Source organism: Dactylosporangium sp. NPDC000521, assembly GCF_042898305.1.
Classification (GTDB): Bacteria; Actinomycetota; Actinomycetes; order Mycobacteriales; family Micromonosporaceae; genus Dactylosporangium.
Window position 1 is genome coordinate 563,923 of the sequence record NZ_JBIAYW010000001.1, and the last position, 25,629, is coordinate 589,551.

At 73.4% G+C, this 25,629-nt stretch carries 22 protein-coding genes and 1 pseudogene; 13 read left to right on the forward strand and 10 right to left on the reverse strand.

Annotation, left to right across the window (positions count from 1 at the left end; all coding sequences use genetic code 11):
- Positions 1-28: 28 nt before the first annotated feature.
- Positions 29-1,180: pseudogene (locus ACFY3L_RS02650) on the forward strand (OmpL47-type beta-barrel domain-containing protein); the annotation flags it as partial.
- A gap of 260 nt (positions 1,181-1,440) precedes the next feature.
- Complete coding sequence (locus ACFY3L_RS02655; protein ID WP_389317988.1) at positions 1,441-2,412, forward strand: hypothetical protein; 972 nt, start codon at positions 1,441-1,443, stop codon at positions 2,410-2,412.
- Positions 2,413-2,456: 44 nt separating this feature from the next.
- Here the strand turns inward: ACFY3L_RS02655 and ACFY3L_RS02660 are convergent, their stop codons facing one another.
- Together ACFY3L_RS02660 and ACFY3L_RS02665 are read right to left on the reverse strand one after the other, a co-directional pair.
- Positions 2,457-2,633, reverse strand: coding sequence for a hypothetical protein (locus tag ACFY3L_RS02660; protein WP_389317990.1), 177 nt, complete (start codon positions 2,631-2,633; stop codon positions 2,457-2,459).
- Positions 2,634-2,701: 68 nt separating this feature from the next.
- On the reverse strand, positions 2,702-5,023 hold the full coding sequence (locus ACFY3L_RS02665) for a glycoside hydrolase family 3 C-terminal domain-containing protein (protein WP_389317992.1): 2,322 nt from the start codon (positions 5,021-5,023) through the stop codon (positions 2,702-2,704).
- Positions 5,024-5,360: 337 nt separating this feature from the next.
- Here ACFY3L_RS02665 and ACFY3L_RS02670 point away from each other — a divergent pair, with 337 nt between their 5' ends.
- The 5 genes from ACFY3L_RS02670 (at position 5,361) to ACFY3L_RS02690 (ending at position 13,159) form a co-directional block, all read left to right on the forward strand.
- Positions 5,361-7,028, forward strand: a complete 1,668-nt coding sequence (locus ACFY3L_RS02670) for a hypothetical protein (protein WP_389317994.1) — start codon at positions 5,361-5,363, stop codon at positions 7,026-7,028.
- A gap of 70 nt (positions 7,029-7,098) precedes the next feature.
- Positions 7,099-8,061, forward strand: coding sequence for an ABC transporter permease (locus ACFY3L_RS02675; protein ID WP_389317996.1), 963 nt, complete (start codon positions 7,099-7,101; stop codon positions 8,059-8,061).
- Positions 8,058-8,984 carry a carbohydrate ABC transporter permease gene (locus ACFY3L_RS02680; RefSeq protein ID WP_389317997.1) on the forward strand — a complete coding sequence of 309 codons (927 nt, stop codon included), beginning with the start codon at positions 8,058-8,060 and terminating at the stop codon, positions 8,982-8,984. The genes ACFY3L_RS02675 and ACFY3L_RS02680 overlap by 4 nt, the downstream gene beginning before the upstream one ends.
- Before the next feature lie 3 nt (positions 8,985-8,987).
- Positions 8,988-10,886 carry a beta-galactosidase gene (locus tag ACFY3L_RS02685; protein WP_389317999.1) on the forward strand — a complete coding sequence of 633 codons (1,899 nt, stop codon included), beginning with the start codon at positions 8,988-8,990 and terminating at the stop codon, positions 10,884-10,886.
- Positions 10,883-13,159: a glycoside hydrolase N-terminal domain-containing protein gene (locus tag ACFY3L_RS02690; RefSeq protein WP_389318001.1), complete on the forward strand. Its 2,277-nt coding sequence runs from the start codon at positions 10,883-10,885 to the stop codon at positions 13,157-13,159. The genes ACFY3L_RS02685 and ACFY3L_RS02690 overlap by 4 nt, the downstream gene beginning before the upstream one ends.
- 15 nt (positions 13,160-13,174) lie before the next feature.
- On the opposite strand, the gene ACFY3L_RS02695 is transcribed toward ACFY3L_RS02690, so the two are convergent.
- On the reverse strand, positions 13,175-13,567 hold the full coding sequence (locus tag ACFY3L_RS02695) for a hypothetical protein (protein WP_389318003.1): 393 nt from the start codon (positions 13,565-13,567) through the stop codon (positions 13,175-13,177).
- A gap of 290 nt (positions 13,568-13,857) precedes the next feature.
- On the opposite strand from ACFY3L_RS02695, the gene ACFY3L_RS02700 reads away from it, so the two are divergent.
- A complete protein-coding gene (locus tag ACFY3L_RS02700; RefSeq protein ID WP_389318005.1) occupies positions 13,858-14,598 on the forward strand; it encodes an ArsR/SmtB family transcription factor in 741 nt (246 codons plus the stop codon).
- Here the strand turns inward: ACFY3L_RS02700 and ACFY3L_RS02705 are convergent.
- The 5 genes from ACFY3L_RS02705 to ACFY3L_RS02725 all read right to left on the reverse strand — a co-directional run bounded on the left by ACFY3L_RS02705 (position 14,537) and on the right by ACFY3L_RS02725 (position 18,851).
- On the reverse strand, positions 14,537-15,019 hold the full coding sequence (locus tag ACFY3L_RS02705) for a MerR family transcriptional regulator (protein ID WP_389318009.1): 483 nt from the start codon (positions 15,017-15,019) through the stop codon (positions 14,537-14,539). The genes ACFY3L_RS02700 and ACFY3L_RS02705 overlap by 62 nt on opposite strands.
- 250 nt (positions 15,020-15,269) lie before the next feature.
- Entirely contained in the window at positions 15,270-15,863 is a 594-nt protein-coding gene (locus tag ACFY3L_RS02710; RefSeq protein WP_389318011.1) for a GGDEF domain-containing protein, read from the reverse strand.
- The gene (locus tag ACFY3L_RS02715; protein WP_389318013.1) at positions 15,863-16,300 is read right to left on the reverse strand and encodes a hypothetical protein; all 438 of its coding nucleotides are present in this window, start codon (positions 16,298-16,300) and stop codon (positions 15,863-15,865) included. Before ACFY3L_RS02715 ends, ACFY3L_RS02710 begins: the two co-directional genes overlap by 1 nt.
- A 67-nt stretch (positions 16,301-16,367) precedes the next feature.
- Entirely contained in the window at positions 16,368-17,528 is a 1,161-nt protein-coding gene (locus tag ACFY3L_RS02720; RefSeq protein WP_389318015.1) for a methyl-accepting chemotaxis protein, read from the reverse strand.
- Positions 17,529-17,573: 45 nt separating this feature from the next.
- Complete coding sequence (locus tag ACFY3L_RS02725; protein WP_389318017.1) at positions 17,574-18,851, reverse strand: DUF1479 domain-containing protein; 1,278 nt, start codon at positions 18,849-18,851, stop codon at positions 17,574-17,576.
- Between the two features lie 83 nt (positions 18,852-18,934).
- Between ACFY3L_RS02725 and ACFY3L_RS02730 the strand changes: the two genes are divergently transcribed.
- Positions 18,935-20,134 (forward strand): ROK family protein, encoded by a 1,200-nt coding sequence (locus tag ACFY3L_RS02730; protein WP_389318019.1) that lies wholly within the window; start codon positions 18,935-18,937, stop codon positions 20,132-20,134.
- Between the two features lie 261 nt (positions 20,135-20,395).
- Here ACFY3L_RS02730 and ACFY3L_RS02735 read toward each other — a convergent pair whose 3' ends face one another.
- Together ACFY3L_RS02735 and ACFY3L_RS02740 are read right to left on the reverse strand one after the other, a co-directional pair.
- Positions 20,396-21,208 carry a universal stress protein gene (locus ACFY3L_RS02735; RefSeq protein ID WP_389318021.1) on the reverse strand — a complete coding sequence of 271 codons (813 nt, stop codon included), beginning with the start codon at positions 21,206-21,208 and terminating at the stop codon, positions 20,396-20,398.
- An 88-nt stretch (positions 21,209-21,296) separates the two neighbouring features.
- The gene (locus tag ACFY3L_RS02740; protein WP_389318023.1) at positions 21,297-22,094 is read right to left on the reverse strand and encodes a hypothetical protein; all 798 of its coding nucleotides are present in this window, start codon (positions 22,092-22,094) and stop codon (positions 21,297-21,299) included.
- 159 nt (positions 22,095-22,253) lie between these two features.
- On the opposite strand from ACFY3L_RS02740, the gene ACFY3L_RS02745 reads away from it, so the two are divergent.
- Genes ACFY3L_RS02745 through ACFY3L_RS02760 form a run of 4 tightly spaced genes read left to right on the forward strand, consistent with a single transcriptional unit; the run spans position 22,254 to position 25,613 of the window.
- Positions 22,254-23,450, forward strand: coding sequence for a sensor histidine kinase (locus ACFY3L_RS02745; RefSeq protein ID WP_389318025.1), 1,197 nt, complete (start codon positions 22,254-22,256; stop codon positions 23,448-23,450).
- A complete protein-coding gene (locus tag ACFY3L_RS02750) occupies positions 23,447-24,100 on the forward strand; it encodes a response regulator (protein WP_389318027.1) in 654 nt (217 codons plus the stop codon). Before ACFY3L_RS02745 ends, ACFY3L_RS02750 begins: the two co-directional genes overlap by 4 nt.
- A gap of 3 nt (positions 24,101-24,103) precedes the next feature.
- A complete protein-coding gene (locus ACFY3L_RS02755) occupies positions 24,104-25,069 on the forward strand; it encodes a hypothetical protein (RefSeq protein ID WP_389318029.1) in 966 nt (321 codons plus the stop codon).
- Between the two features lie 43 nt (positions 25,070-25,112).
- Positions 25,113-25,613 (forward strand): hypothetical protein, encoded by a 501-nt coding sequence (locus ACFY3L_RS02760; RefSeq protein WP_389318030.1) that lies wholly within the window; start codon positions 25,113-25,115, stop codon positions 25,611-25,613.
- Positions 25,614-25,629 lie beyond the last annotated feature (16 nt).

Here is a 25,629-nt window from a genome sequence, read left to right on the forward strand (position 1 = left end):
GCTGATCGTCATCGTGCTGCTGGGCGGCGCGCTGCCGGCGTCGACCGCGCACGCCGCCGACCAGGTCCTCACCTGGACGACCGACGGGGAGATCACCCGGTACAAGACGGCGCCCAGCGAGGCCGTCGCCGGACCCGCCACGATCGTGTTCGAGAACAGCGCGGCGACCGGCAACACCACCGGGATGCCGCACACGCTCACCTTCGACACCTCGACGGAGGGGTACAACCACGACGTCACCGTCAACATCCTCGCCAACCCGTTCGACGCGAGCAACGGACGGCACCAGGTCGACGTCACGCTGACACCCGGCCGGTACCGCTACTTCTGCTCCATCCCCGGGCACAGCCTGATGGTCGGCGAGCTCGTGGTCACCGGCGGCGGAGGCGGCGACACCACCCCGCCGACGGTCACCGCGACCGTCACCGGCACTTTCGCGAAGACCGTCACGGTCACCGCCACCGACAGCGGCTCAGGGGTGGCGTCGGTGGAGTACCAGCTCGACGACACCGGCTTCCAGCCGTACACCGCGCCGGTGGTGGTGACCGCGGTCGGCGACCACTCGGTGCAGTACCGCGCCACGGACGTCGCGGGCAACCTGTCGGCGACCGGGTCGGTGCGGTTCAGCGTCACCGAACCCGGCCCGGTGGACACCACGCCGCCCACCGTGACCGCGGCTGTCGCCGGAGACGGCACCAGGTCCGCGACGGTGACGGTCACGGCGACCGACGGCGAGTCAGGGGTCGCCCGCGTGGAGACGTCGCTGGACGGTGGCGCCTGGGTGGCGTACACGACGCCGGTCACCGTCACCGCTCCCGGCGCGCACATGCTGCACTACCGGGCCAGGGACGTGGCCGGGAACCTCTCGCCGGAGGGGATGGTGACGTTCACCGTCACCGAGCCGCCGGTGGAGGACACCACGCCGCCCTCCGTGACCGCGACGGTGACCGGGACCGGCCCGGCGACCGTCACGATCACCGCGACCGACACGCAGTCCGGGGTCCGCTCCGTCGAGTACGCGCTCGACGGCGGGGACTGGACCGTGTACAGCGGGCCTGTCGTCGTCAGCGCCGCCGGTCCGCACAGCGTCCGTTACCGCGCCACCGACCAGGCGTCGAACGTCTCCGCACCGCGGACCGTGACGTTCACCGTCGTGCCGCCCGGCACCGACGCCTGCCCGAACTCCGACGACCGGCCGACGGTCGTCATCGGCGGGATCGACTCCGGGGTCGCCAACGCCGACACCGGCGACGGGTGCACGGTCAACGACCTGATCGCCGAGCACGGCTCCTACCCCGACCACGCGGCATTCGTCCGGCACGTCGACGCCGTCACCGCGCCGCTGGTGACCAGTGGCGTGCTCACCCGCCGGGACCAGGGCGCGATCGTGCGCGCCGCGTCCCGCTCCGCGATTCCCTTCGCTCTCCGAGGAGTGTCCTGATGCGCCGTTCTCTCGTGACGGGTGCCGCCCTGTCGCTCGCCGCCACCGCCGCGCTGGTCGGGTCCGCCGCCCAGCAGGCGAACGCCGGGCTGGTGACCTACTGCGTCGGCACCGGCGGCGCGGTCACCGTGCCGAACGACCTGTACGTCCCGGCGGGGGAGTCGTGCTCCCTGGAGGGGACCACGATCACCGGCAACGTCCAGGTCGCCGCGGGCGCCAACCTGGTCGTGAACAACGGCAGCATCAGCGGCGAGGTCCGCGTCGGCGCCGACGGCTACCTCGACGCGACCGGCACCAGCATCGGCGGCCAGGTCGTCCTCGCCGCCGGAGGGTTCGGCGTGTACCTGCGCGACGGCTCCAGCGGCACGGTGACGCTGCGCCCCAAGGGCACGACCACGATCGAGGGCTTCCTGTTCGTGGAGGGCACGACGATCACCGGCAACGTCTCCGTCAGCGTCGGCGAGGCCCGCCTCGACCAGCTCACCCAGGTCACCGGCAACGTCAGCAGCAGCGGCGCCTACTACACCGACGTCCACGACTCCTTCATCGACGGCACCCTGTCGGTCCTCAACACCGCCACCGGCAGCGTCGTCTGCGGCAGCGCCGTGAAGGGCAAGGCCACCTTCGCCGGCAACCTCGGCGGCGTCCAGCTCGGTCCGAACGGCACCCTCGACGGCTGCGCCTCCGGCGGCTACTTCGGCCGGGACGTCAGCATCACCAACACCACCGGCGGCGTCTCCCTGGAGGACAACATCATCAACGGCCAGCTCCAGCTCGCCGGCAACACCCCAGCCGCCCGGGTCGCCGCCGGCAACCGCATCCGCGGCGGCGTGACCGGCGAGCAGTCCCTGGCGGCCGCGCGGGCCTCGGCGGTCGCCGCGGACCGTGACCCGGCCGGTGAACGGCGTGCGACGGACCGCCGCGCCGGCGCCGTCGGCGAGGCGGTCGCGGCGGGACCCGCCCGCCTCTGACCGTCGTGAGGGCCGCGGACGCACCGTCCGCGGCCCAGCTCGGCTCACCAGATCTGGAACATGAACCTGGTGTTGTTGGGCAGGTTGTCGGCCTGGATGAAGCCGGCGCCGCCCGAGGGGTCCCCGGTCGTTGCGTGCGCCGGTGCCGGGGACGCCAGCAGGCCGGCGGCGGCCACCGTGACAGCGAGTGCCGGGTGGCGGATGCGAAGTGTGGTTGTCATGCGAGCCACTGTCGGCGCGCGGCCTTCGGTGAACCTTCGGGGAACCTTGCATCGCCGGCTGGCGTGGGTCAGGGGCGCGTCGCGACGACGCGTTCGGCGCCGGCGCTGAACGCGTAGGCGCCCGGCGGCGTGACGAACCGGCTCTCGCCGGCCGACCAGTAGGCCAGGGCGGTGGGCGGGATCTCGAACCGTACGTCGGCCGACGCGCCCGCGGTCAGGTGCACCCGTTCGAACCCGATGAGCTTCCGCGCCGGGGCCGGCACGGGCCAGCACCGCGGCGTGACGTAGAGCTGGACGACCTCGTCGCCGTCGCGGGGGCCGGTGTTGGTGACCGTGACGGTCGCGGTGGAGCCGGTGACGGTGAGGCGACTGTACTCGAAGGTGGTGTAGGACAGGCCGTGGCCGAAGGGGTAGAGGACCGGGCCGCGATGGTACTGGTAGGTCCAGCCGGAGCCGATGATGTCGTGGTCGGTCGGTGCCGGGAGCTCGGTGCCGGCGCGGTACCAGGTCTGCGGCAGCCTGCCGCCCGGGTTGTGCGCGCCGAGGAGCGCGCCGGCGACCGCGGTGCCGAGCTCCTGGCCCGCATGTGAGGTCCACAGGATCGCCGGGACGTGCTCCTGCGCCCAGTCGATCGCGTACGGGTAGCTCGACACCAGCGCCAGCACCGTGTCCGGGTTCGCGGCGAGCACCGCGCGCAGCAGCGTCTCCTGCTCCGGGGGCAGCAGCAGGGTCGAGCGGTCGACGGTCTCCCGGCCGTTGATGTGCGGGTCGTTGCCGAGCACCACGACGACCCGGTCGGCGGCGCGGGCGGCGGCGACGGCCGCGTCCACGCCGGACGTCACCAGCTCCCGGACGAACCGTAGCGCACCGTCCGCCGCGTCCGCGACGAGGCGACCGTCGGGGCCTTCGCTCACGTACCGGCCGAGCGCGTTGGACCAGAGCAGGAACTCACCGGGGCCGGCGGGGTGCAGCTCCCACAGCTCCCGCACCACCCACCCGTCGGGGGTCACCGCGGTGGCGGCGACCGTGCCGTCGTCGCCGACGGTCAGGTAGTGGCCGGAAACGGTGTCCTGCAACGTGTGCACGGCGACCGGGCACTGCACACTGGTGCCCCAGTCGTGCTGCGCGAAGACCGTTCCCTCGCCCAGGGTCCCGTCCGCGCCGAGGCGCCGGCCGTCCGGTGTGGACAGTCGGATGAGGTCGGCGCCGTCCACTGTGGAGACGGTGCCGAGCTCGGCGCGCAGCGCGCCGGCGACGGTGACCGCGTAGGGCAGGGTGCCGCTGTACCAGTCGGTGAGCACCCGGTCGCCGAGGTGCCCGATGACCGCGACGCTGCCGGGATCCGCCCACGGCAACGCACCGGGGGAGTTCTTCAGCAGCACGACCCCCGCGTGGGCGGCGCGGGCGGCCAGCCGGGCGTGCGCGTCACAGGCGATGACGTCGCGGCGGATCCCGGTGTACGGGTCGTGCGCCGGGTCGAACTCGCCGGTGCCGGCCCGCATCCGCAGGATCCGGCCGACCGCGGCGTCGACGTCGGCCTCAGTGATCAGCCCCTGCCGCAACGCCGACGTGAAGCGGGCGATCGTCGGTCCCGGGTCGGGGCCGTTGTCGGTGTAGCTGTCGACCCCGGCGCGCAGCGCGGCGGCGTGCGACTCGGCGTGGTCCGTGAAGTACCGCTCGGTGTCCACGAGGTTCGACGGTGCCTGCGCGTCGGAGCACACGACGAGGTCGGGCGCGACCGCCCGCAGCTGCGACCGCAGGAGCGGATGCACGTGGTTCGGGACGCCGTTGACCAGGTTGTAGGCGGGCATCACCCCGGCCGCCACGCCGGCGCGCAGCGGGGCGAGGAACCCCGGCAGCTCGTACTCGTGCAGCACCCGGGCAGGCACGGCGATGTCGGCGACGTCCCGGGCGGTCTCCACGTTGTACGCGAGGAAGTGCTTGAGGACCGGGGCGGTGCGCCACACGTGGGGGTGGTCGCCGCGCAGCCCGGTGCAGAACGCGACCGCGAGCTCGGCGGTGGCGAACGGGTCCTCGCTGTAACCCTCCTCGTTGCGCCCCCACCGCGGGTCGCGCAGCAGGTTCACCACCGGCGCCCACACGTTGAGCGAGGCCTGCCGCTCCGGCTCCGGCGGGTCGTGGTGGAAGGCGCGGACCTCCGTCGACGCGGCCTCGCCGACGGCCCGCACCAGTGCCCGGTCCCAGGTCGCGCCCAGCCCGACGGCCTGCGGGAAGACGGTGGCCCGGCCGAGCCACGCGACGCCGTGCAGCACCTCGCAGCCGGTGTGGAACGCGGCGATCCCGAGCCGCGGCACGGCCGGCTGCCGCTGGTGCAGCATCGCGACCTTCTCCGCGAGCGTGAGTCGCCGCAGCAGGTCCGGCTCGATCATACGTCCTCACTCTGCAGGAGCACCACGAACAGGGGCTGTCGAAGCGCTTCGATGATCTGCCGCGCGGCGGTGGCTGTCAAACGGCACGAAACTTTCACGCTCGACGGCACGGTTCGCTCGGGGGGACGGCGGGCGTCGTCGATGTCCTTGTCCGACGGCGGTCGATGCCCTACGGTCTGGCAGTCGAACGCCGTCGAAGCGCTTCGACAGTGCTCGGACTGTGCCTCGGCAGTTTTCCGACAGCAGCGCGTGGCGTTTGACAGTGCCCCGATCGCCCATCGTGCACCTCGATCACCCGGAGGGTGGAACCACCATGCAAAGCGGAGCGACCCCGGGGATGAGCCGGCGAAGCCTGCTCACCTCCGCCGCCGTCATCGCGGCCGTGCCGCTGCTCGACGCCTGCGGCAGCCCCAAGGAGAAGTCCACGGGCACCACCGGCGAGGGCGACCTGGCCAAGGCCCTGCCCGCCCACGCGCCGAGCGACCTGGTCAAGCCCGACATCCCAGTGATCGCCGGCGTCAACGGCGCGTCCACCGACCCGGCGTTCCTCGCCTACCCGGCCAGCCCGCCGAAGACCGTCACCGGCCAGGTCGGCAAGGGCGGCACGTACACGACGATGACCCCGCTGTGGGGTGCGATCCCGCCCTCCAGCGGCAACGCGTACTACGAGGCGGTCAACAAGGAGCTCGGCGCGACCCTGAAGCTGCAGCCGGCCGACGGCAACACCTACGCGGACCTGCTGCCGCCGCTGTTCGCCGCCGACAAGCTCCCTGACTGGATCAACATCCCGACCTGGACCATGACGCGGCTCAACTTCGGCGAGGCGGTCCGCACGAAGCTCGCCGACCTGACCCCCTACCTGGCCGGCGACAAGATCAAGCAGTACCCGAACCTCGCCGCGCTCTCCACCAACGCGTGGGTGGCCGGGGTGTGGAACGGCAAGCTCTACGGCCTGCCGATCTACTCCTCCAACGCGGTCATCGCCGGCATGTACTACTACCGCAAGGACCTCTTCGACAAGGCCGGCGTCTCCGCCGATGTCAAGAGCGCCGCCGACCTCGAGGCGATCGGGAAGGCGCTGACGAACGCGAGCGCCGGGCAGTGGGCGTTCGACGACCTGTTCGGCAACGACGCCGCGTACATCTGCCAGATGTTCGGCTTCCCCGCCACAGGCTACCCGTGGACCACCGACTCCGGCGGCAAGCTCCAGCACCGGTACGAGACGGAAGGCATCGTCGAGGCGCTCAACTGGCACGCCAAGATGGTGAAGGCCGGCTACCTGCACCCCGACGCCGTCGCCAACAACAGCCAGAACGGCAAGCAGCGCTTCTGGAGCGGCAAGGTCGCCGTCTGCGCCGACGGCACCGGCGCCTGGAACGGCGACGACGCCAAGTCCGGCTCGGCCGCCGCCCCCGGGTACAACCGGCAGGCGTTCAAGCTGTTCAGCGCCGACGGCGGCAAGCCCACCGTCGACCTCGGCAACGGCGCGGGCATGTACAGCTTCCTGAACAAGAAGCTCAACGACGGCCAGATCAAGGAGCTGCTGGCGATCGCCAACTACCTGGCCGCGCCCTACGGCTCCGCCGAGTGGCTGACCGTCAACTTCGGCACCGCCGGCACCCACTACACGATGACCGACGGCAACCCGCTGCTGACCGAGCAGGGCAGCAAGGAGATCGCCACCACCTACCAGTTCCTCGCCTGCCCGGCGGCGGCGAGCACCGTGCAGTCCGGTGCGGTCCAGGTGACCAAGGACGCCGCCGCGTGGCAGGCGGACATGGTCAAGTACGCCGTGAAGCCGCTGTTCTACGGCATGAACGTCAGCGAACCGGCCCAGTTCTCCTCGCTCGGCCTGCCGATGATCGACATGATCACCGACGTCAAGCTCGGCCGGAAGCCGATCTCGGCGTGGACCGACGCGGTCGCGAGCTGGCGCAAGCAGGGCGGCGACGACCTGCGCAAGTTCTACGACGGCATCCGCGAGAAGTACGGCACCGGCAAGTGAACGTCCTGACCACCGGCAACGTCCTGACCACCGGCTCGGTGCCACGGGCGCAGGCCGCCCCGGAGGCACGGTGACGATCACGAGGCCGGCCGCGGTGACGCGGCCGGCCGCCGACGCACCCGCACCGAAGCTGTGGCGGATCCGGTTACGCCGCGACCGCTCACTGCTGCTCATGACGCTACCCGCGGTGGCGCTGCTCGCCGTGTTCGCCTACGCGCCGATGTTCGGCCTCGTCACCGCGTTCCAGAGCTACGACATCTACTCCGGGTTCTGGTACAGCCCGTTCGTCGGGTTCGACAACTTCGAGCGGCTCTTCACCGACTCGATCTTCTGGCACGCGCTGAGCAACACGCTCGTCATCAGCGCCGTGCAGCTCGTCCTGTACTTCCCGGTGCCGATCGCGCTCGCCCTGGTGTTCAACGAGGTCGCCAACGCCCGGATCCGCTCGTTCGTGCAGTCCGTGGTGTACCTGCCGCACTTCTTCTCCTGGGTCCTGGTCGTCACCGTCTTCCAGGAGATGCTCGGCGGCGCTGGCGCGCTGAACACGATGCTGCGCCGGCACGGCTGGGCGACCTGGGACATCATGACCAACCCGGACGCGTTCAAGTACCTCGTCACCGCGCAGGCCGTGTGGAAGGAGGCCGGCTGGGGCATCATCGTCTTCCTCGCCGCGCTCGCCGCCATCGACCAGAGCCTCTACGAGGCGGCCGCCGCCGACGGTGCCGGGCGGTGGCGCCGGCTGTGGCACATCACGCTGCCCGGCATGCGCGGCGTCATCATGCTCATGCTCGTCCTGCGGCTCGGCAACGCCCTCACCGTCGGCTTCGAGCAGATGCTGATCCAGCGGCAGGCCGTCGGCCGGGACGCCTCCGAGGTGCTCGACACGTTCGCCTACTACTACGGCGTCGTCAACAACAACTTCAGCTACGGCGCCGCCGCCGGCCTGTTCAAGGGCGTCCTGTCACTGATCCTGGTGCTCGCCGCCAACAAGCTCGCACACGCCTTCGGCGAGGATGGGTTGTACCGAAAATGACCGCTGTCGCCCCAAGGCGCCGACATGCCGGACCCGTCTGGCAGGAGCCGCCGACCCCCGCCGGGACGGCCGGCAAGGGCATCGTGCTGTTCCTCGTCGTGGCGGTGATCCTGGTGCCGCTGTACTCGATCGTGCTCACCAGCTTCTCCACGCAGGCGGCGATCAACGAGGCCGGCGGCCTCGTCATGGTGCCGGCGGAGCTGACGGTGGAGGCGTACCGGCAGATCTTCACCAACCAGCTCGTCACGCACTCGCTGCTGGTCAGCCTCGTCCTCACCGCCGTCGGCACGGTCCTGTCGATGGTGGTGACCGTGCTGTGCGCCTACGGGCTGTCGCGGCGCGGGTCGGTCGCGCACCGCGGCATCCTGCTGTTCCTCGTCGTCACCATGTTCTTCAGCGGCGGGCTCATCCCGTCGTTCCTCGTCGTCACCGCCCTGGGCGGCTACGGCGAGTACTGGACGATGGTCCTGCCGGCCGCGGTGTCGGTCTTCAACATCCTGGTGATGCGCGGCTTCTTCAGCGGCACCGCGCCCGAGCTCATCGACGCGGCCCGCATGGACGGTGCGGGGGAGTGGCGCATCCTGTGGTCGGTGGTGCTGCCGACGTCCCGCGCGGTGACCGCCGTCATCGCCCTCTTCTACGCCGTCGGCTACTGGAACTCGTTCTTCAACGCGCTGCTCTACCTGCCCGACAACGGCAAGTGGCCGCTGCAGATGATCCTCTACACCTACACGCTGCAGGGCAGCTCGATGCCCGGCGGCGGGGTCACCGGCACCGGGCAGTACGCCGGCCATCAGCAGATCGCCCAGCTGTCGCTGCAGATGGCGGTCGTCACGCTCACGCTCATCCCGATCGTGGTGGCGTACCCGTTCGTGCAGCGGCACTTCACCAAGGGCATGCTCACCGGCGCGATCAAGGGCTGAACGGTGCCGGGACTGCACGACGTCACGCGCGGGCGGCTGCTGTACGGCGGCGACTACAACCCCGAACAGTGGCCGCCGCACGTGTGGGCCGACGACGTGCGGCTCATGCGGGAGGCCGGCGTCAACCTGGTCACCGTCGGCGTCTTCGCGTGGGCGGCGCTGCAGCCCGCCCCGGACCGCTACACGTTCGACTGGCTCGACACGGTCCTGGACCTGCTGCACGACGGCGGCATCGGCGTCGCCCTCGCCACGCCGACCGCCTCGCCGCCGCCGTGGCTGGGGCACCGGCACCCCGACACGCTGCCACAGGGGCCCGACGGCATCCGCCGCCTGTACGGGTCGCGCAACCAGTACTGCCCCTGCGCCCCCGCGTACCGGGCGGCCGCGTTGGAGGTCAGCGACGCGGTCGCCGCCCGCTACGCCCACCACCCGGCGCTGCGCCTGTGGCACGTCGGCAACGAGTACGGGACCGTCTGCCACTGCGAGCACTGCGCCGGCCGGTTCCGGGAATGGCTGCGCCGCCGGTACGGGGACCTCGACGGCCTCAACGACGCGTGGGGCACGGCCGTGTGGTCGCAGCGGTACGGCGACTGGGCGGAGGTGCTGCCGCCGAGGCGCGTCCAGTACGTCATCAACCCGCTGCAGGACCTCGACTACCAGCGCTTCTGCGACGACATGCTCCTGGAGTGCTTCACCGCCGAACGCGACGCGGTCCGCGCCCACAACCCCGCGATCCCGGTCACCACCAACTTCATGGACCTCTACCGGCACACCGACGGCTGGCGCTGGGCGGCCGCCGAGGACCTCGTGTCCCTGGACACCTATCCGGACCCGAACGACCCCGGCGCGGCCATGCGCGCCGCCATGTCGAAGGACGTCGTCCGCTCCCTCGGCGGCGGGCCGTGGCTGCTGGCCGAGCAGTCGCCGGGCGCCGCCAGCTGGCGGCCGGTCGCCACCCCGAAACGCCCGGGCCTCAACCGGCTGTGGTCCATGCAGGCGGTCGCCCGCGGCGCCGACGGGGTCCTGCACTTCCAGTGGCGCGCGTCCCGGCAGGGCGCCGAACGCTTCCACGGGGCGATGCTCCCGCACGCCGGCCCCGACTCACGCGTGTTCCGGGAGATCTGCGCGCTCGGCCGCGAGCTCGCCGCGCTCTCGTCCGTCGTGGGCTCGCCCGTGCCGGCGGACGTGGCGATCGTGCTGGACTGGGACGCGTGGCGGGCGGTCGAGCTGGACCACCTGCCGCACGCCGGGTTCCGCTACACCGACCGGCTCACCGACTACTACGCTCCACTGTGGAGCGACAACGTCACGTGCGACTTCGTGCCGGGCACGGGCGCGCTCGGCGGCTACCGGCTGGTGCTGGTGCCGAACCTGTACCAGGTGAGCGCCCGCACCGCCGCGCACCTGGCCTCCTACGTCGCCGGCGGCGGGACGCTCGTGGTCGGGCCGTTCAGCGGGGTCACCGACCCGTCCGAGCGCGTGTACACCGGCGGCTGGCCCGGACCGTGGCAGGACCTCCTCGGGGTGCGGGTGGAGGAGCACTGGCCGGTGGACGCGCCGCTCACGGTCCGCTCCGACGCACTCGGCGACTTCACCGCGACGATGTGGGCGGAGTGGACCACGGCGCGCGGCGCGGACACCGTCGCGGCCGTCCGCGGCGGACCCCTGGACGGGCGGCCCGTGGTGCTGCGCAACGGCTTCGGTGCCGGGACCGCCTGGTACGTCGCCACGATCCCCGCGCCGGACGCGATGCGCCGGCTGCTGCGCCGGGTCTGCGCCGAGGCGGGGGTGGCGCCGGTGCTGCCGGACCTGCCGCCGGGCGTGGAGGCGGTGCGCCGCGGCGACCTGGTGTTCCTGCTGCACCACGACACCGGCGAGGTCGAGATCCGGCGGGCGTCATGAGCCGGCACCTGCTGTCGTCGCCCGCACCCGCCGCGGAGTTCCACGACGGGTTCCCGCTCGGCAACGGCCACCTGGGCGCGATGCTGCACGGGCGGCCCGGCAGCGAACGGATCGACCTCAACGCCGACACGTTCTGGTCCGGCGGGCCGCCGCGGGACGCGCCCGTGCCCGACCCTGCGGCGCTGCCCCGGCTGCGGGAGGCGATCGCCGCCGGGGACCACGCGGCCGCCGAGGCCCTGGCCGGGCAGTTGCAGGGGGCGGCGTGGACCCAGTCGTTCCAGCCCCTCGGCCGCATCGAGTGGGACTACGCCGCCGCCGAGGACGTCACCGGGTACGGGCGCGAACTGCACCTCGCCGACGCGCTCGCCGTCACCGGCTACGACACGGGCGGCGACTGGGTGCGGCTCACCGCGTTCGTCTCCGCGCCCGACGGCGTCCTCGTCGTGTCCGCGACCGGACCCGGCAGCCTTGCCGCGGCCGTGCCACCGCGCTTCCGCACGCCGCATCCCGTGACGCCCGCCGTCGTCGACGCCGGCGCCGGGCCGTGCCTGGTGTGGACCGGGCGGGCACCGGCGCACGTGCTGCCCAACTACGTCCCGGCCGAGCCGGGCGTCGAGTACGCCGCCGACCACTGCGACGCCGACGGCACCGTGGCCGCCGGGATGGGCTTCGCCGTCGCCGCCGCCGTCCGGCACACCGCCGGCGAGACGCGGCTCATCGTCGCGGCCGCCACCGGCTTCCGCGGCCCCTTCGCGCGGCCTGGCGCCGACCTCGCCGCCATCGCCGGTGCGGCCCTCGCGGCGGTGACCGCGGCGCTCGGCGCGCCGACGCCCGTGCTCCGGGCGCGGCACGTCGCCGACCACCGCCAGTACTACGACCGGGCCGACCTGGAGCTCCCCGGCGTCGACCGGTTCTTCCACCTCGGCCGGTACCTGCTGATCGCCGGCTCCCGCCCCGGCACGCAGCCGCTGAACCTGCAGGGCATCTGGAACGCCGACGTGCGGCCCGGATGGAGCAGCAACTGGACCACGAACATCAACGCGCAGATGAACTACTGGGCCGCCGAGCCGACCGGCCTCGCCGACCTGCACGAGCCGCTGCTCACGCTGACCCGTGACCTCGCCGCCGCGGGCACCTCGACCGCCGCCGGGTACTACGCTGCCCGCGGCGCCGCCGCGCACCACAACACCGACCTGTGGCGCTTCACCGCACCCGTGCCGGGCGACCCGCAGTGGGCGAACTGGCCGTCGGCGCTGCTGTGGCTGTCCGCGCACCTCTGGGACCACCGCGACTACGGCGGCACCGTCGACGTCCTGCCGGTCATCGAGGCGGCCGCCCGGTTCACCCTCGACATGCTGGTGCCCGACCCTTCCGGCGCCCTGGTGTTCAGCCCGTCCACGTCGCCGGAGCACCCCTTCCTCGAGGGCTCCGTCTCGTGGGGCTGCGCGCTGGACCAGGAGCTGGCGCGGGAGGTGCTCGCCCGGTACGTCGCCCTCACCGGCTCCGCCGAGGCGGCCACGGCCCTGCGGGCGCTGCGACCCGTCCAGGTCGGCACCGACGGCTGCCTGCTGGAGTGGTACGACCAGCGCCTGCCCCGCGAACCCGGGCACCGGCACCTGTCGCACCTGTACGGCCTGTACCCGGGCACCCGGATCACCGAGACCGGCACGCCCGCGCACTTCGAGGCCGCCCGGCGGGCGCTGCTGCTGCGGCTCGCGCACGGCACCGGGCACACCGGCTGGAGCCGCGCCTGGGTGCTGTGCCTCGCCGCGCGGCTGCGCTGCGGCGCCCTCGCCGAGCAGTCGCTGACCGCGTTCGCCGCCGAGCTGTGCTCCGCGTCGCTGCTGAGCCTGCACCCCGACGCGGGGCGCGCCAGCGGCTGGATCTTCCAGATCGACGGCAACCTGGGCGCCGCCGCCGGCATCGTCGAAACCCTGGTGCAGAGCCACGCCGGCGCCGTCAGCCTCCTGCCGGCGCTGCCGCCGTCCTGGCACACGGGCAGGGTCCGCGGCATCCGCTGCCGTGGCGGCCACGTCGTGGACATGGCCTGGTCCGACGGGCGCCTCTCGTCGGCCCGGATCGTCGCCGGCCGCAGCGGCCCGCTCGTGGTGGAGCTGCCGTCACGGCTCGGCGTCACGACCGCGGCCGGCGGTCCGGTCGTCGCGACTGCGGGCGGCGGTCCGGTTGCCGTGACCGGCGCGGCCGGTGCTCCGGCGGACAGGTGCCGGGTGCGGTGGCCGGCCGTCGCCGGTCAGGAGTACCGGCTCGCCTGACCGCGCGGTGTGGTCTCAGGCCGACGGCCAGGCGGGCGGCGGCGGGGCCTGCGTGGGGACGATGGGGCTGCCGGTCGGCACGGGCCGCGGCGGGAACGGCGGCTGGCCGGGCACCGTGAACGGCACCTGCGGTGCGGCGGCGTCGCGCCGGCCGCCGATGGCGCACGCCGCGGCCGCGATCATCAGGCCGATGCCGCCCAGGATGAAGTTGGTCGCGATGGTCAGGTCACCGCCGGTCAGCTCACCCCGGCAGTTCTGCGGATCGCCCTGCCGCGCCGGCGCGTAACACGTCCACTGCGCGTTCTTCGAGTCGTCCCCCTCGGCCATGGACCCGAGCACGCCGAACGCGATGGCGAACGTGCCCGCGATGATGAACAGGATCTGCATTGCCTTGGCGCCTGCTGACATTCCCGCGACCTTAAAGCAAACCGCCGCGGGCCGCTGCCCGCCCCGACCGCCTCCGAACAAGGTCACACCGGCCGGCCGGCATGGGCGCGCGCCCATACTGCCAGGCTGGCCGAGGCACCGGATGCGGCGCCTTCGGATCAACCGAAGCGGATGCCGGGCCGGTCACACCAGGGTCACCACCACCGTTGCGACTGTCACCGGTGTGCTCCGCACACCCGTACAGATGCGGCGGGAGCGCTGATCGTCGCACCGCTTGACAATAGGCAGGTAAAAACCTGCATAATGCGGAGGTGGACCTGGTGTTCAAGGCGCTGGCCGACCCGACCCGCCGGAGCATGCTCGACAGCCTGCGCCGGCAGGACGGGCAGACGCTGAGCATGCTCTGCGCGGGCCTGTCGATGGCCCGCCAGTCCGCCACGCAGCACCTGCAGGTGCTGCAGGACGCCAACCTCGTCACCGTCGTGCGCCGGGGGCGCGAGAAGCTGCACTACCTCAACCCCGTGCCCATCCACGAGCTGCGGCGCCGGTGGATCGCGGCGTACGAGGAGCCGCGGCTGCGCACCCTGGACGCCGTCAAACGCCACGCGGAGGGAAGTTCGATGCAGACCGGGATACCGACGTACGTGTACGTCACCTACATCAAGGCGACCGCGGAGCAGGTGTGGCACGCCCTGACGGACGCCAACCTGACCGCCGAGTACTGGGGGCACGCCAACGTCTCCGACTGGCAGCCCGGCTCGACGTGGGAGCACCGCCGCACCGACGGCTCCGGCATCGCCGACGCCGGCGGCACGATTCTGGAGGCCGTCCCGCCGACCCGCCTGGTCATGACGTTCGACGACTCCACCGTGACGTTCACCGTCGAGCAGAGCCAGGACATCGTCCGGCTCACCGTGACGCACGAGAAGCTGGCGACGAAGGAGGACCTGGACGCGATCTCCCTGGGCTGGCCCGCCGTCCTCGCGAACCTCAAGTCGCTGCTGGAGACCGGCCGCCCGCTGCCGCAGGCCCCGTGGGAGATGCCGGTCTGACAGGGCCGCCGATGGTGAGGAACGGCAGCGGGCAGTCGGCGCAGGTGCAGTTGGTCAGGCTGTCGCAGCGGGCGTCGACGACCTCGGTCAGCGTGGCCCGGATGGCGGTGAGGTCGGCGATCCTCGCGTCGACCTCCGCGATCTTGTCCAGCGCGCGCTGCCGGAGGTCCGGGGTCGGGTGCCGGCGGCGACCGGCGTCGAGCAGGTCGGCGACCTCGTCGAGGGTGAACCCGAGCCGCTGCGCGGCCTTGATGACCGTGAGCAGGGCGACGGTGTCCGGCGGGTACAGCCGGTGCCCGCCGTTCGTGCGGACGGGCTCGGTGAGCAGCCCGCGGCGCTCGTAGTACCGCAGCGTCTGGATGTTCACGCCGGCCTGCTCGGCGACCTCGCCCGAGCGCAGCCCCGCCTGCTGCTGTGACATGGTTGGAGCGTAAACCCGTACCCAGGTGCCGGATGCAACCAGCCGCGGAGGTCAGGGCGATGGTGGACGAGCGGCGGGGACGGGCGAGCCGTGAGCTCGTGTATCACAGTCCTGATGAGCTGAGCCCGCCGCCGTGGCCGCCGCAGGAGGGTCTTGATCCGCCCGATCCCGGCGACGCGTCCGGCGCTCGTGAGCCCAGCCCGCCAGGTCCGCGCGATGGCGGGCCCGCGACGGGCGGAGCACTGCCGGGTTAGAGCGTGCGGCGGGCCCGCTTCGCGGCGTACAGGGCGGCGTCCGCGCTGGTGTACAGGTCGCGGGCGGTGTGCGCCTGGCTCGGGGCGTGCGCCGCGCCCACGCTGATCGAGACCGGCACGACCCGCCCGTCGGGCAGCGTCAGCGGGCGGGCGCGCACCGCGTCGACGAAGTCCTTCGCGCGGGCGACGGCGATGTCGAACGAGCAGCCGGGCATCAGCACCGCGAGCTCGTCGCCGCCCAGCCGGGCCAGCACGTCCACGGCGCGGCACCGCTCGATCAGCCTCGCCGCGATGTGCGTGAGAGCGTCGTCGCCGACGGCGTGCCCGTACGTGTCGTTGATCTCCTTGAACCAGTCGACGTCGATGAGCACCAGCGCGGTCTCGGCGGCGTCGCGGTCGACGGCGCGCTGGGCCGCGTCGTCGAGGATCCGCCGCGTCGCCAGGCCGGTCAGCGGGTCGACGTCCGCCAGGCGTCGCAGCTGCCCGACGAGCCGGTCCTGCGCGACGCCGGCCCGGGCCGCCGCGGCCGCCATCAGCAAGAGCGTGCTGCCGACGAGCGCCAGGTCGAGAGCCGCGTCGGCGACTGGCATCAGCGACAGCACGCGGCCGCCGTCAGCAAGAGCGTGCTGCCGACGAGCGCCAGGTCGAGAGCCGCGTCGGCGACCGGCATCAGCGACAGCGTGACCACCGCCTCGCCGGTGAGGGCGGCGGCGGTGACGGCGATGACCCCCGGCAGCCGCAGGTGGACGGCGGCGAGGAGGACCGGCACGGAGAAGTACAGCAGCCCGGTGCCGGCGGCGTTGCCGGTGCCGAGGTCCAGCAGGACGATCGATCCGCAGCCGATGACGGCGGCCGGCATCTGGAGCAGCCCGACGGCCCGGCGCGTGCCGGTGAAGATCGGCACGGCGCCCAGCGCGGCGAGCGCCGCGCCGGCGCCGGTGAGCGCCGGGTCGAGCCGCCGCGGGCCGAGGACCGCCTCGCCGATGTAGATGAACGACGGCGTCGCCGCCAGCAGGCCCGTCGCCACGTTGCGCTCTGGGCCGCTACGGCGCGGACCGGCCGCCCGGAGCGCCGCGGAGATCGGCTTCACACGGTCAGATGCGGAACGTGGCGACGACGGTCCGCAGCTCCGACGACATGCGCTCCAGTTCGCCGTTGAGCCGCAGCGCATCGGCGACGCCGTCCTGGGCCGTGCGGGCCGCGTCGGCGACGCCGTTGATGCTCTGGGCGATGTCCGACGAGCCGGTGGCGGCGGCGTTGACGCTGCGGTCCATCTCCGCGGTCGTCGCCGCCTGCTCCTCGACGGCCGCCGCGATCGTCTGCTGATACTCGTTGATCTTCGAGATGATGCCGGTGATCTGCCCGATCGCGTCGACGGCGTTCTGCGTGTCCTGCTGGATCGCCTCGACCCGGCGGGAGATGTCCTCCGTCGCCTTCGCCGTCTCCTGCGCCAGGTCCTTCACCTCGCCGGCGACGACCGCGAACCCCTTGCCGGCGTCGCCGGCGCGGGCGGCCTCGATCGTGGCGTTGAGGGCGAGAAGGTTCGTCTGCTCGGCGATCGACGTGATCACCTTGACGACGTTGCCGATCTCGGTCGACGACTCGCCGAGCCGGGCCACGGTCGCGTTCGTCGACGTCGCGGCCTGCACCGCGTCGTCGCCGACCCGCACCGCCTGGGCCGCGTTCTGCGCGATCTCGCGGATCGACGCGCTCATCTCGTTGGACGCGGTGGCGACCGTGTCGACGTTGCGGGACACCTGCTCGGCGGCGGTCACGATGCCCTGCGCCTGGCTGCTGGACTGGTTGGCGTTGCGGGCGAAGCCCTGGCTCACGTCGCGCAGCTCGCCGGACGCGCCGGACAGTGCGGTGGCCGACGCGTCCAGGGTGCGGATGACGCCGTGGATCGACCCGGTCGCCTGGTTCAGCGCGTCGGCGATGAGCCCGAACTCGTCCTTGCGGTTGAGGTCGAGCCGGCGGGTCAGGTCGCCGGTGACCATCGCGTCCAGGTGCGCCAGGACCTTCCCGGCCGACTGCAGCAGCGGCCGGATCCCGAGGTACGCGGAGAACGCGTTCATCACGGTCAGCACCGCGATGAACGCGACCGCGGAGCCGAAGCCGATGTCGACGGCCCCGGTCGCGTTCATGAGCCAGATGCCGAGGGCGCCGACGCCGATGGTCGACACGGCCTGGCCCATGACCCCGACGAACATGATCGACCGGGCGGGCCGACGGGTCTGCTGGTAGCTGTCCGGCACAGCGCTCTCCTCCGCACGAAACGTCCTCCGGCGGATCGGCACAGTTCAGGCCGCGTTGAGGAAATCCAGCCCGAGTCCTCGCCGGCCGATCTCGTTCAGGTCGGCCTCGTGGAAGCGGTTGGGCCAGTCCTTCTCGTAGTGTTCGGCGGGGAAGTCGCTCGGGCTTTCCCCGGAGCGGAACGCCTCGCGGACCGATGCCGCGTACTGCTCGTTGCGGGGGCACCAGGGGGCGGCCGGGATGTACATGACGTTGCCCCAGCCGCGCTGCGCCTCGACCGGCGCCACGCTGTGGATCATGTCGCAGTGCCACCAGACGGAGTCGCCGGCCTTCACGTCGGGGATGCCGGACAGCGCCTCCATGAGCGGGGCGTGCCACTTGTGGCCGGCCGGGAAGACCTGGTTGACGGTGACGCCGCACATGTCGTCGTCCGGCACGTCCGGCAGCAGCGGGCGCAGCATCAGGTACGCCATCGCCTCCGGGATCGGCACGGTGTGCAGCACGCCCTGGTCGTGGTCCATGTCGGACAGCGCCGTCCAGCCCTGGAACGTGCGGAACGCCGAGCACATCGTCGATCCGGGGTACTGCGGGCCGGCGGTGCGGTGGGCGGCGTCCCACGGGTCGTACTGCTCGACGCTGCCGTCGAACAGGTGCCGGAACGCCTGCTGGTAGGCCCGCGTCATCCACAGGTCCAGGGTGCCCGGGTCGAGGTGCGTGCCGAGGCCGGCGGAGTCGGCGCCCTCCGGCCGGCGGCGGATCCGGTCCGGGTACAGCGAGTCGCGCTCCGGGTCGAACCACCGCACGCCGTCCGACTCGTGCTTCCACTGGCTGTTCAGGAACGCCTGCACCGTCGCCATGCGCTCGCTCTGCCGGGCTTGCATCTGCGCCGGCGACCAGTAGATCGGGTAGATCTCGGGCTTGGAGCCGACGCTGCCGAAGAAGTCGTCGCCGGGGCCGCGGTACTGCTCGAAGAACCGGTTGCTCTCGACGTAGTCGACGATGTCGCGGTCCCAGCCGAGGGCCTGCTCCCGCTCGAAGTGCCCGCGCACGACGAGGCAGCCGCGCCGCTTGAGGCGGGCCAGGTCGGCGGGGGAGACGGTGCCGGCGGCGATGTCGGCGTAGTCGATCACCGGCCAGATCGTCTCGCCGCGCCGGCGGGCCGCGCCGATCTCGTCGACGGCGTCCTGCACGCGGCGCTCGACGACCGCGAACACCTCCTCGACGGTCCGGCCGGACGCGGCGATGCGCTCGCGCAGGGCCGCCTTGATCTCGCGGGTCGCCGCCCTGAGGTCGGCGGGCGTCTCCTCCCAGTGCGGCAGCGTCACGGCCGTCTCCTTTCTAGGTAGGTGCCCTTACTTGTAGCACCCGGCCGTTCTTCAAGGCAAGGCTCCTGACTAGAATGCGTGGCGTGGATCTGGTCCGGTCGGCGACCGACGAGCACGTGCTGCGCGCACTCATGGAGCACCGGCGCCTGACCAGGGCCGAGCTCGCCACGGCGATCGGCATCTCGAAGCCGACGGCGGGGGAGAGCGTGCGCCGCCTCGAGGAGCGCGGCCTGGTGTCCGACACCGGCGAACGCACCCCCGGCGGCCGCGGCCGTGGCCGGGTGGGCTCCTACTACGCGCTCGCCCCCGGCGTCGGGCTCGCGCTCGCCGTCACCATCGCGCCGTCGGGTGTCGTGGCGGTGTGCCTGAACGCCCACGGCGACACCCTGGCCCGCGACGCCCGCCCGATCGGCCGCCCGGCCCACCCCGACGAGGTCGCTGCCGCCCTGCGCACCGCCGTCTCCACGGTCTCGTCCGTCGCGTTCGCGTTTGCGGCCGATGTACCGGCTGCCGCCCCTCGTGTCGCCACCGCGGACGGCAGCTCCACCATGAACGGCGACTTCGGCGGCCCCAACGGTTCCGGTCATGGGGGCCCGGTGCGGGTGGCCGTCGTCGGCGCCGCAGACCCGGTGGACCGGGCGACCGGCCGGCTGGTGCAGCTGCCCGACGCGCCGTTCCTCGTCGGCGAGCTGGACCCCGTCGCCGTCCTGACCCGGTTCGTGGCCGGCCCGGTGATCGTCGACAACGACGTCAACTGGCTCGCCCGCGCCGAACGCGACCACGCCGGTGACCGTGGCGACTTCGCCTACCTGTACCTCGGGGAGGGCCTCGGCTGCGCGATCGTCAACGACGGCGAGATCCGCCGCGGCCGCACCGGACTGACCGGCGAGATCGCGCACCTGCTGACCGTCGGCCCGCACGGCCGGGCCGTCCGCTTCATCGAGCTGTTCGCCGAGCTCGGCCTGCGCCGCGACGACTCCACCGCCATCGACGTCGACCGTCTCCTGGACCGCTGCACCCCGGGTTCACCGGCCGGCACCGCCGTGTGCGACGCGGTCGCCGGCGTCGTCGCCGCGACCGTCGCCCTCGCCGACCCGCAGGAGATCGTCATCGGCGGCACGTGGGGGCCGGCGCTCATCGAGGGCATCCGCGCCGCGACCGCCCGCACCCCCCGCCCCGTCGACCTGCGCGCCGCGACCGTGACCACCGAACCGGTCCTGACCGGCGTCCGCGCCGAAGCCCTCACCCGCCTGCGCGCCGCCATCACCACCGCCGCGCTGTAAAGCGCCCCCATCACGGCCGCCGCGAGGGAAGAGCCCCCATCACCGCCGCCGCGCGGGAAGAGCCGCCGTCACCGCTGCCGCGCTGGAAGGGCGCCCATCACCGCTGCCGCGCTGAAGGGACAGTGCAGGCCGGGTGCCGGCCGGGAGCAGCCGGCACCCCGCCACCACGACTGCCGCCGTCCTCTGGGGCGCCCCTGCCCTGCCGGTGCGTCAGAGGGCGTCGCGCTGGAAGCAGCTGCCATCACTACCCTGCCGGTGTGGTCAGAGGGTGTCGCGCAGGAGCAGGACGGGGCAGTCGGCGCGGAGCAGGAGGTGGTGGTTGACCGGGTCCAGGGACGGGCCGGAGCCGGCGTCGAGCACGACGAGCTGGGCGCTGCGGGACGCCGCCACCAGGACGTCCGCCGGGCTGCCCGTGGTGAGCTCGACCTCCACCGGCACCGTCGGGAACAGCGTCCGCAGGCGGGTGACGGTCTCGCTCACGTCGGCCCTGACCAGCGTGCCCAGTCCGGCCGAGGGTGCTTCCGCCGGCGTCGGGGTGAGGGCGCGGACCGCGACAAGGGCGCAGCCACGCCGGTGCGCCTCCTCGAAGCCGGCGGCGAGGACCCGCTCCGCCGACGCGGGGTCGGCGATGCCGGCGACCACCGTCCCGATCGCGGTGTCGGCGCGGCCCCGGACCACGGCGACCGGGCCGGTCGCGTGCGTGGCGACGTGCACCCCGACCGACCCCAGCAGCGCCGACGCGAGCGCGCCGCGGCCCTGCGAGCCGACGACGAGCATCGCCGCCGTCCGCGCCTCGGCCAGCAGCACGTCACCAGGGGCGCCGGGCAGCGCGGTGCCCCGCACGTCGAGCGCCGGCCGGCCGCCGCGGGCGTCGGCGACGGCGGTGGTCACGACGGCCCACGCCCGCTCGCGGCCGCTCACGTCGGAGCCGGCGGGCGTGCCCGGCAGGCGGTGGTGGACGGACACGACCCGCAGCCGCGCACCGGTCCGCGCCGCCTGGCTCGCCGCCCAGCGGACGGCCCACGTCCCGCCCGCCCCGCCGTCGGTCCCGACGACGATGTCGTTGTGCTCCATCAATGCTCCAAGGTGACGGCGGCGGTTGGCTGCCTCCACCCTCGCCGGTGACAACGGGCACCGGCAGGGCCGAAGGTCCCGTGCTGGGTCACCAGCCGCCGTCGATGAACGCCGCGAAGGCGGGGTCCGGGTCCAGGGCGGTGCCGACGTTCGCCGCGACCACCACCGCGAGGGCGAGCGCCACGACCGCGAACAGCACGCCGTGCGCGGCGAGGACCCGGCGCGCCGGTCCCGAAGGCCCGCGGCGCCGCCAGAGCACCACACCGAGCGACAGCAGCCCCGCGGCGACGACCGCGGCGATCACCGCGATCACCCAGTGGTACAGCGCGTAGTCGTCGATCATGCGGGCCAGCGCGGGTGACGGTGCCTGGCGCGCGTCCACGACGCCGGTCAGCTGCTGCCGGACGTCGGACAGCACGCCGGCGAGCGGGGCGTCGGGCGGGGTGTCGACGAGCAGCGGCATCAGCGACGCGAACGGCTCCGCCGCGCCCTGCAGGTTGGCCATCACGAGCACCAGCGCCGCAAGGGCGAGCCCGGTGACGAGAACGCCGGCGAGGAGCAGCCGGCGGCGCGGAGCGCCCACGTACATCCGCCACAACCGCACACCGAGCGGCACCAGCACGACGAGCAGCAGCGCGGCGATGACCGCCTTCGCGAGGTGGTAGCGCAGCCAGTAGTCGGCGATCCGCCGCATCGCCGGGGTCAGCTCGCCGCCGCCGGAGCCCCAGAACCCCGCGAACGCCCCGCGGACCGTGCCGCGCAGTGCGCGCTCGCTGGTGTAGTCGCCGCCCGCGAGGTAGGCCGGTGCGACGACGAACAGGACGACGAGTGTCGCCGCCGCCGCCACTGTACGAGTGGGCCATAGCCGGCCATCGGTGCTGCGCAAGGTGCGTCCTCCGGTCTCGTTCGGTCGTGTCCCTCGACGGTATGAGCGGCCCGTGGGCGCTCCCTCGGCCGCGTGGACGATCCGCGCGCAACTTTGGATTCCTTTCGCCGGGACCGCCCACGCGGCGGTCTAGGGTGGGTCTGCGAACGGGAGGTGATCATGGAGCTGCTGCGCAGGCCGAGGGTGGCCGACGCGCTGCTGGCCTGCGGGCTCGCCGTGGCGATGGTCCTGCTGCGGCAGAGTGCCGGCCCGCCGGACTGGCCGCGGGCGCCGTTCTCGCCCGCCGACCCGGGGACCGCCGCCGCACTGTGGACGCTGCTCGTCGCGCAGGCCGCGCCGATGCTGTGGCGGCGCACGCACCCGTGGCCGGTGATGGTCGCGGTCAGCGTCGCCTACGTCGCGTTCGAGCTGGTCGACCCGGCCATCAGCTTCCGCGACGGGCTGCCGCTCGGGTTCGGGGTCTACGCCGTCGCCCGGTACGCGCCGCCGCCGGCGAGCCTGCTGTCCGTCGCCGTCGCGGGGTTCGCCATGTTCGGCCACGACCTGCTGGTCCGGCCGATCGCCGGCCCGCCGCTGCCGCCGGCGCTGCGCCCGGGGATCATCGAGGTCACGGTGGCCGTCGGGCTGCTGGCCGGGCTGTGGCAGCTGGGCAGGTCGCAGCGGCACATCCACTCCGACGCCGCCGCGCTGCGGGACCTGACCGCGCGGCTGCGCGCCGAGCAGCAGCGCAGCGCCGCCCGCGCCGTCACCGCCGAACGCGCCCGCATCGCCCGCGACCTGCACGACCTGGTCGCGCACCACGTCAGCGCGATCGCCGTGCAAGCCCGGGCGAAGGCCGAGGTCCTGCCCGACGACCCGATGGTGGCCGGCATCGGGACCGCCGCCGACACGGCGCTGACCGAGATGCGCCGCCTGCTGCGGCTGCTGGCGGACGACGACGCCGCGCAGGACCTCCAGCCGGAGCCTTCGCTGGAACACCTGCGGCAGCTCACGGACGTCGCGACGGCCGCCGGCTGCGAGACCGACCTGGACGTGTCGATCGGTCCCGGCATTCCCGCCGCCGTGCAGGTCTCGGCGTACCGGGTCGTTCAGGAGTCGCTGACCAACGTGCTGAAGCACGCGGGTCCGGTGGCGGTGCGGGTGGTCGTACACCAGGAGAAGCACCAACTGGAGATCAGCGTGACCAACGATCCGCCGGCCGCCGGGCACCAGCCCATGCCCGGCGCGGGGCTCGGCCTGATCGGGATGCGGGAGCGGGTCACCCTGTTCGGCGGCACCCTGTCGACCGGTCCGCTGGCCGACGGACGCTGGCGGGTCGAGGCGACGCTCCCATGGGAAGGGGAGGGCGGGCCGTGACGGTCACCGTGCTCATCGCCGACGACCAGGACATGGTCCGCGCCGCGCTGCGCGCCATCCTCGACCGGCGGCCCGACCTCGAGGTCGTCGGCGAGGCGGCCGACGGCGAGCGGGCCGTGACCCTCGCCGCCGAGCTGCGCCCCGACGTCGTGCTCATGGACGTGCGCATGCCCGGCCTGACCGGTGTCGAGGCGACCAGGCGCATCCTCGGCGCGGCGGTGCCGTCGAAGATCCTCGTGCTGACGACGTTCGACCTCGACGAGTACGTGCAGTCCGCGCTGCGGGCGGGGGCGAGCGGATTCCTGCTGAAGAACGCGTCGCCGGACCAGCTCTGCGACGCGATCCGGGCCGTCGCCGCGGGCAACGCGGTCCTCGCGCCAGCCGTCACCCGCCGCATCGCCGAGGCGTTCCAGGCACCGCCCGCGACGGCCGCCGTCGACGGCCTCACCGCCCTCACCGCCCGGGAGCTGGAGGTGCTGGTGCTGGTCGGGCGCGGGCTGTCCAACGCGCGGATCGCCAGGACCCTGGACCTGTCGGAGTCCGGCGTGAAGAGCCGCGTCAACCGCATCCTCACCCGGCTCGGCCTGGAGAACCGCGTCCAGGCCGCGCTCCTCGCCCGGGAGGCCGGCCTGCTCGACGAGCTACCCTGACGCATGCCCATCGATGAGACGCTCGGCGTCCTCGCGCACCGCGGCGGGCTCGTCGTGCGGCGGCCCGAGCTCAGCGTCGGCATCGTCGGCGCCGTCTCCCGCCCCACCGGCCTCGAGGTGGAGCTGCTCGCCCGCCAACCCCTCGACCGCCGCGGCGCGACCGAGCGCCAGGCCGGCATCCGCGCCGGACGTGACCGCGTCGTGCCGGCGCCGCGGCGCCTGCTGCCGGCGTACGACGAAGGCCTCGACCTCCGCGTCGGCCGGCTCGACCAGGACGGGCGCGCACACTGGGTGTTCGGGTCGCGCACCAGCTCCAGCGGCGGCGACCACTTCGGCGGCACCCACGGTCCGAGCCTGCGCACGACGCTGCGTTTTCCGCCACTGTACGACCATGCCTCGCTCGTCCTGGCGTGGCCCGAGATCGGGTTCCCGGAGTCCGTCGTGGACCTCTCGCTGCCACCGCAGGACTCCGTGGAGCGTGGCACGGTCTCGATCTGGGACGCGCCGGTGGACGCCGGACCGGTGCCCGCGTCGCTGCGCCACCGCACGCACGACGGCCCGCGCGGCGAGCCGCCCGTCGAGGCGGGCCGGATCGTCGCCGGTCCGCGCGTGCTGAGCCGCGGCGCCGACGCCGTGGTCGCGCTGACCCGCCTCACCGCCGTCGACGGGGCCCTGTCGGCGGAGCTGCTGAGTGTGGCCCGCGGCCCACGAGCGGCCGCCATGTCGGTGGTCCCGGGCCCGGACCGGCCACCGGAGCTCCCCGGCGCGAGGGTCGGCGTCGTCCACGACGGGGAGGCGGTCTGGGCGCCGCACGGCAGCGGCTCGGCCGGCGGGGGCCCGGACGCCTTCCGGTCCCGGATCGAGTTCGTCCTGCCCGACCCCGGCGGCGCCTCGCTCGACCTGCTGTGCGCCTGGCCGGACGCCGGCCTGCCCGACGTCCTGGTCCCGCTGCCGCTCGACGGCCGCTGAGCGGCCGCGGTCCGTCAGAGAGGGGACACCGGTAGGAGGACCCATGGGCATCAACTACACCCGGCCCACACCCGCCCAGTCCGCGTCGGCGTTCCCGAGCCAGCCGGCCGTGCCCGCCCCGCCGGCGCAGCCCGGGCCCTGGCCCGGACGCACCGACATCGACGCGGCGGTCGCCGCCTGCCCGCCGGACGTCCGGCAGGAGCTGGCCGGCCCCTGCGCGCAAGCCCTCACGCTGCTGCGCGACCACCTGCCGGCGGCGGCGGAGGAGGTCCGGCACCTCTGCGGCGGCGCCGTGACCTGGATGGACAGCCCGATCAACAGCGTGTTCGCGCTGACGTCCCGGCGGCTGCTGTTCGTCGCGCCCGCCCCGCAGGTGCTGACCTTCGACCTGACGACCGTCGAGTCGACCCAGCACACCACCAAGATCTTCCACCGCACCGCCGACGGTTCGAAGTACCAGCTTGGCATCAGCCCGACCCACGGCGGCCACTTCGAGCGGGAGACCTCCCTCGCCGTCGCCGTCGCCAAGCTCGCCCACGGCTGAGCGCCCCGCGACGCCA

Coding starts and splice junctions, on each gene's coding strand:
- ACFY3L_RS02655 (WP_389317988.1), top strand. CDS start 1,441: ATGCGCCGTTCTCTCGTGACGGGTGCCGCCCTGTCGCTCGCCGCCACC.
- ACFY3L_RS02660 (WP_389317990.1), bottom strand. CDS start 2,633: ATGACAACCACACTTCGCATCCGCCACCCGGCACTCGCTGTCACGGTG.
- ACFY3L_RS02665 (WP_389317992.1), bottom strand. CDS start 5,023: ATGATCGAGCCGGACCTGCTGCGGCGACTCACGCTCGCGGAGAAGGTC.
- ACFY3L_RS02670 (WP_389317994.1), top strand. CDS start 5,361: ATGAGCCGGCGAAGCCTGCTCACCTCCGCCGCCGTCATCGCGGCCGTG.
- ACFY3L_RS02680 (WP_389317997.1), top strand. CDS start 8,058: ATGACCGCTGTCGCCCCAAGGCGCCGACATGCCGGACCCGTCTGGCAG.
- ACFY3L_RS02690 (WP_389318001.1), top strand. CDS start 10,883: ATGAGCCGGCACCTGCTGTCGTCGCCCGCACCCGCCGCGGAGTTCCAC.
- ACFY3L_RS02695 (WP_389318003.1), bottom strand. CDS start 13,567: ATGTCAGCAGGCGCCAAGGCAATGCAGATCCTGTTCATCATCGCGGGC.
- ACFY3L_RS02705 (WP_389318009.1), bottom strand. CDS start 15,019: ATGTCACAGCAGCAGGCGGGGCTGCGCTCGGGCGAGGTCGCCGAGCAG.
- ACFY3L_RS02710 (WP_389318011.1), bottom strand. CDS start 15,863: ATGCCAGTCGCCGACGCGGCTCTCGACCTGGCGCTCGTCGGCAGCACG.
- ACFY3L_RS02735 (WP_389318021.1), bottom strand. CDS start 21,208: ATGGAGCACAACGACATCGTCGTCGGGACCGACGGCGGGGCGGGCGGG.
- ACFY3L_RS02745 (WP_389318025.1), top strand. CDS start 22,254: ATGGAGCTGCTGCGCAGGCCGAGGGTGGCCGACGCGCTGCTGGCCTGC.
- ACFY3L_RS02755 (WP_389318029.1), top strand. CDS start 24,104: ATGCCCATCGATGAGACGCTCGGCGTCCTCGCGCACCGCGGCGGGCTC.
- ACFY3L_RS02760 (WP_389318030.1), top strand. CDS start 25,113: ATGGGCATCAACTACACCCGGCCCACACCCGCCCAGTCCGCGTCGGCG.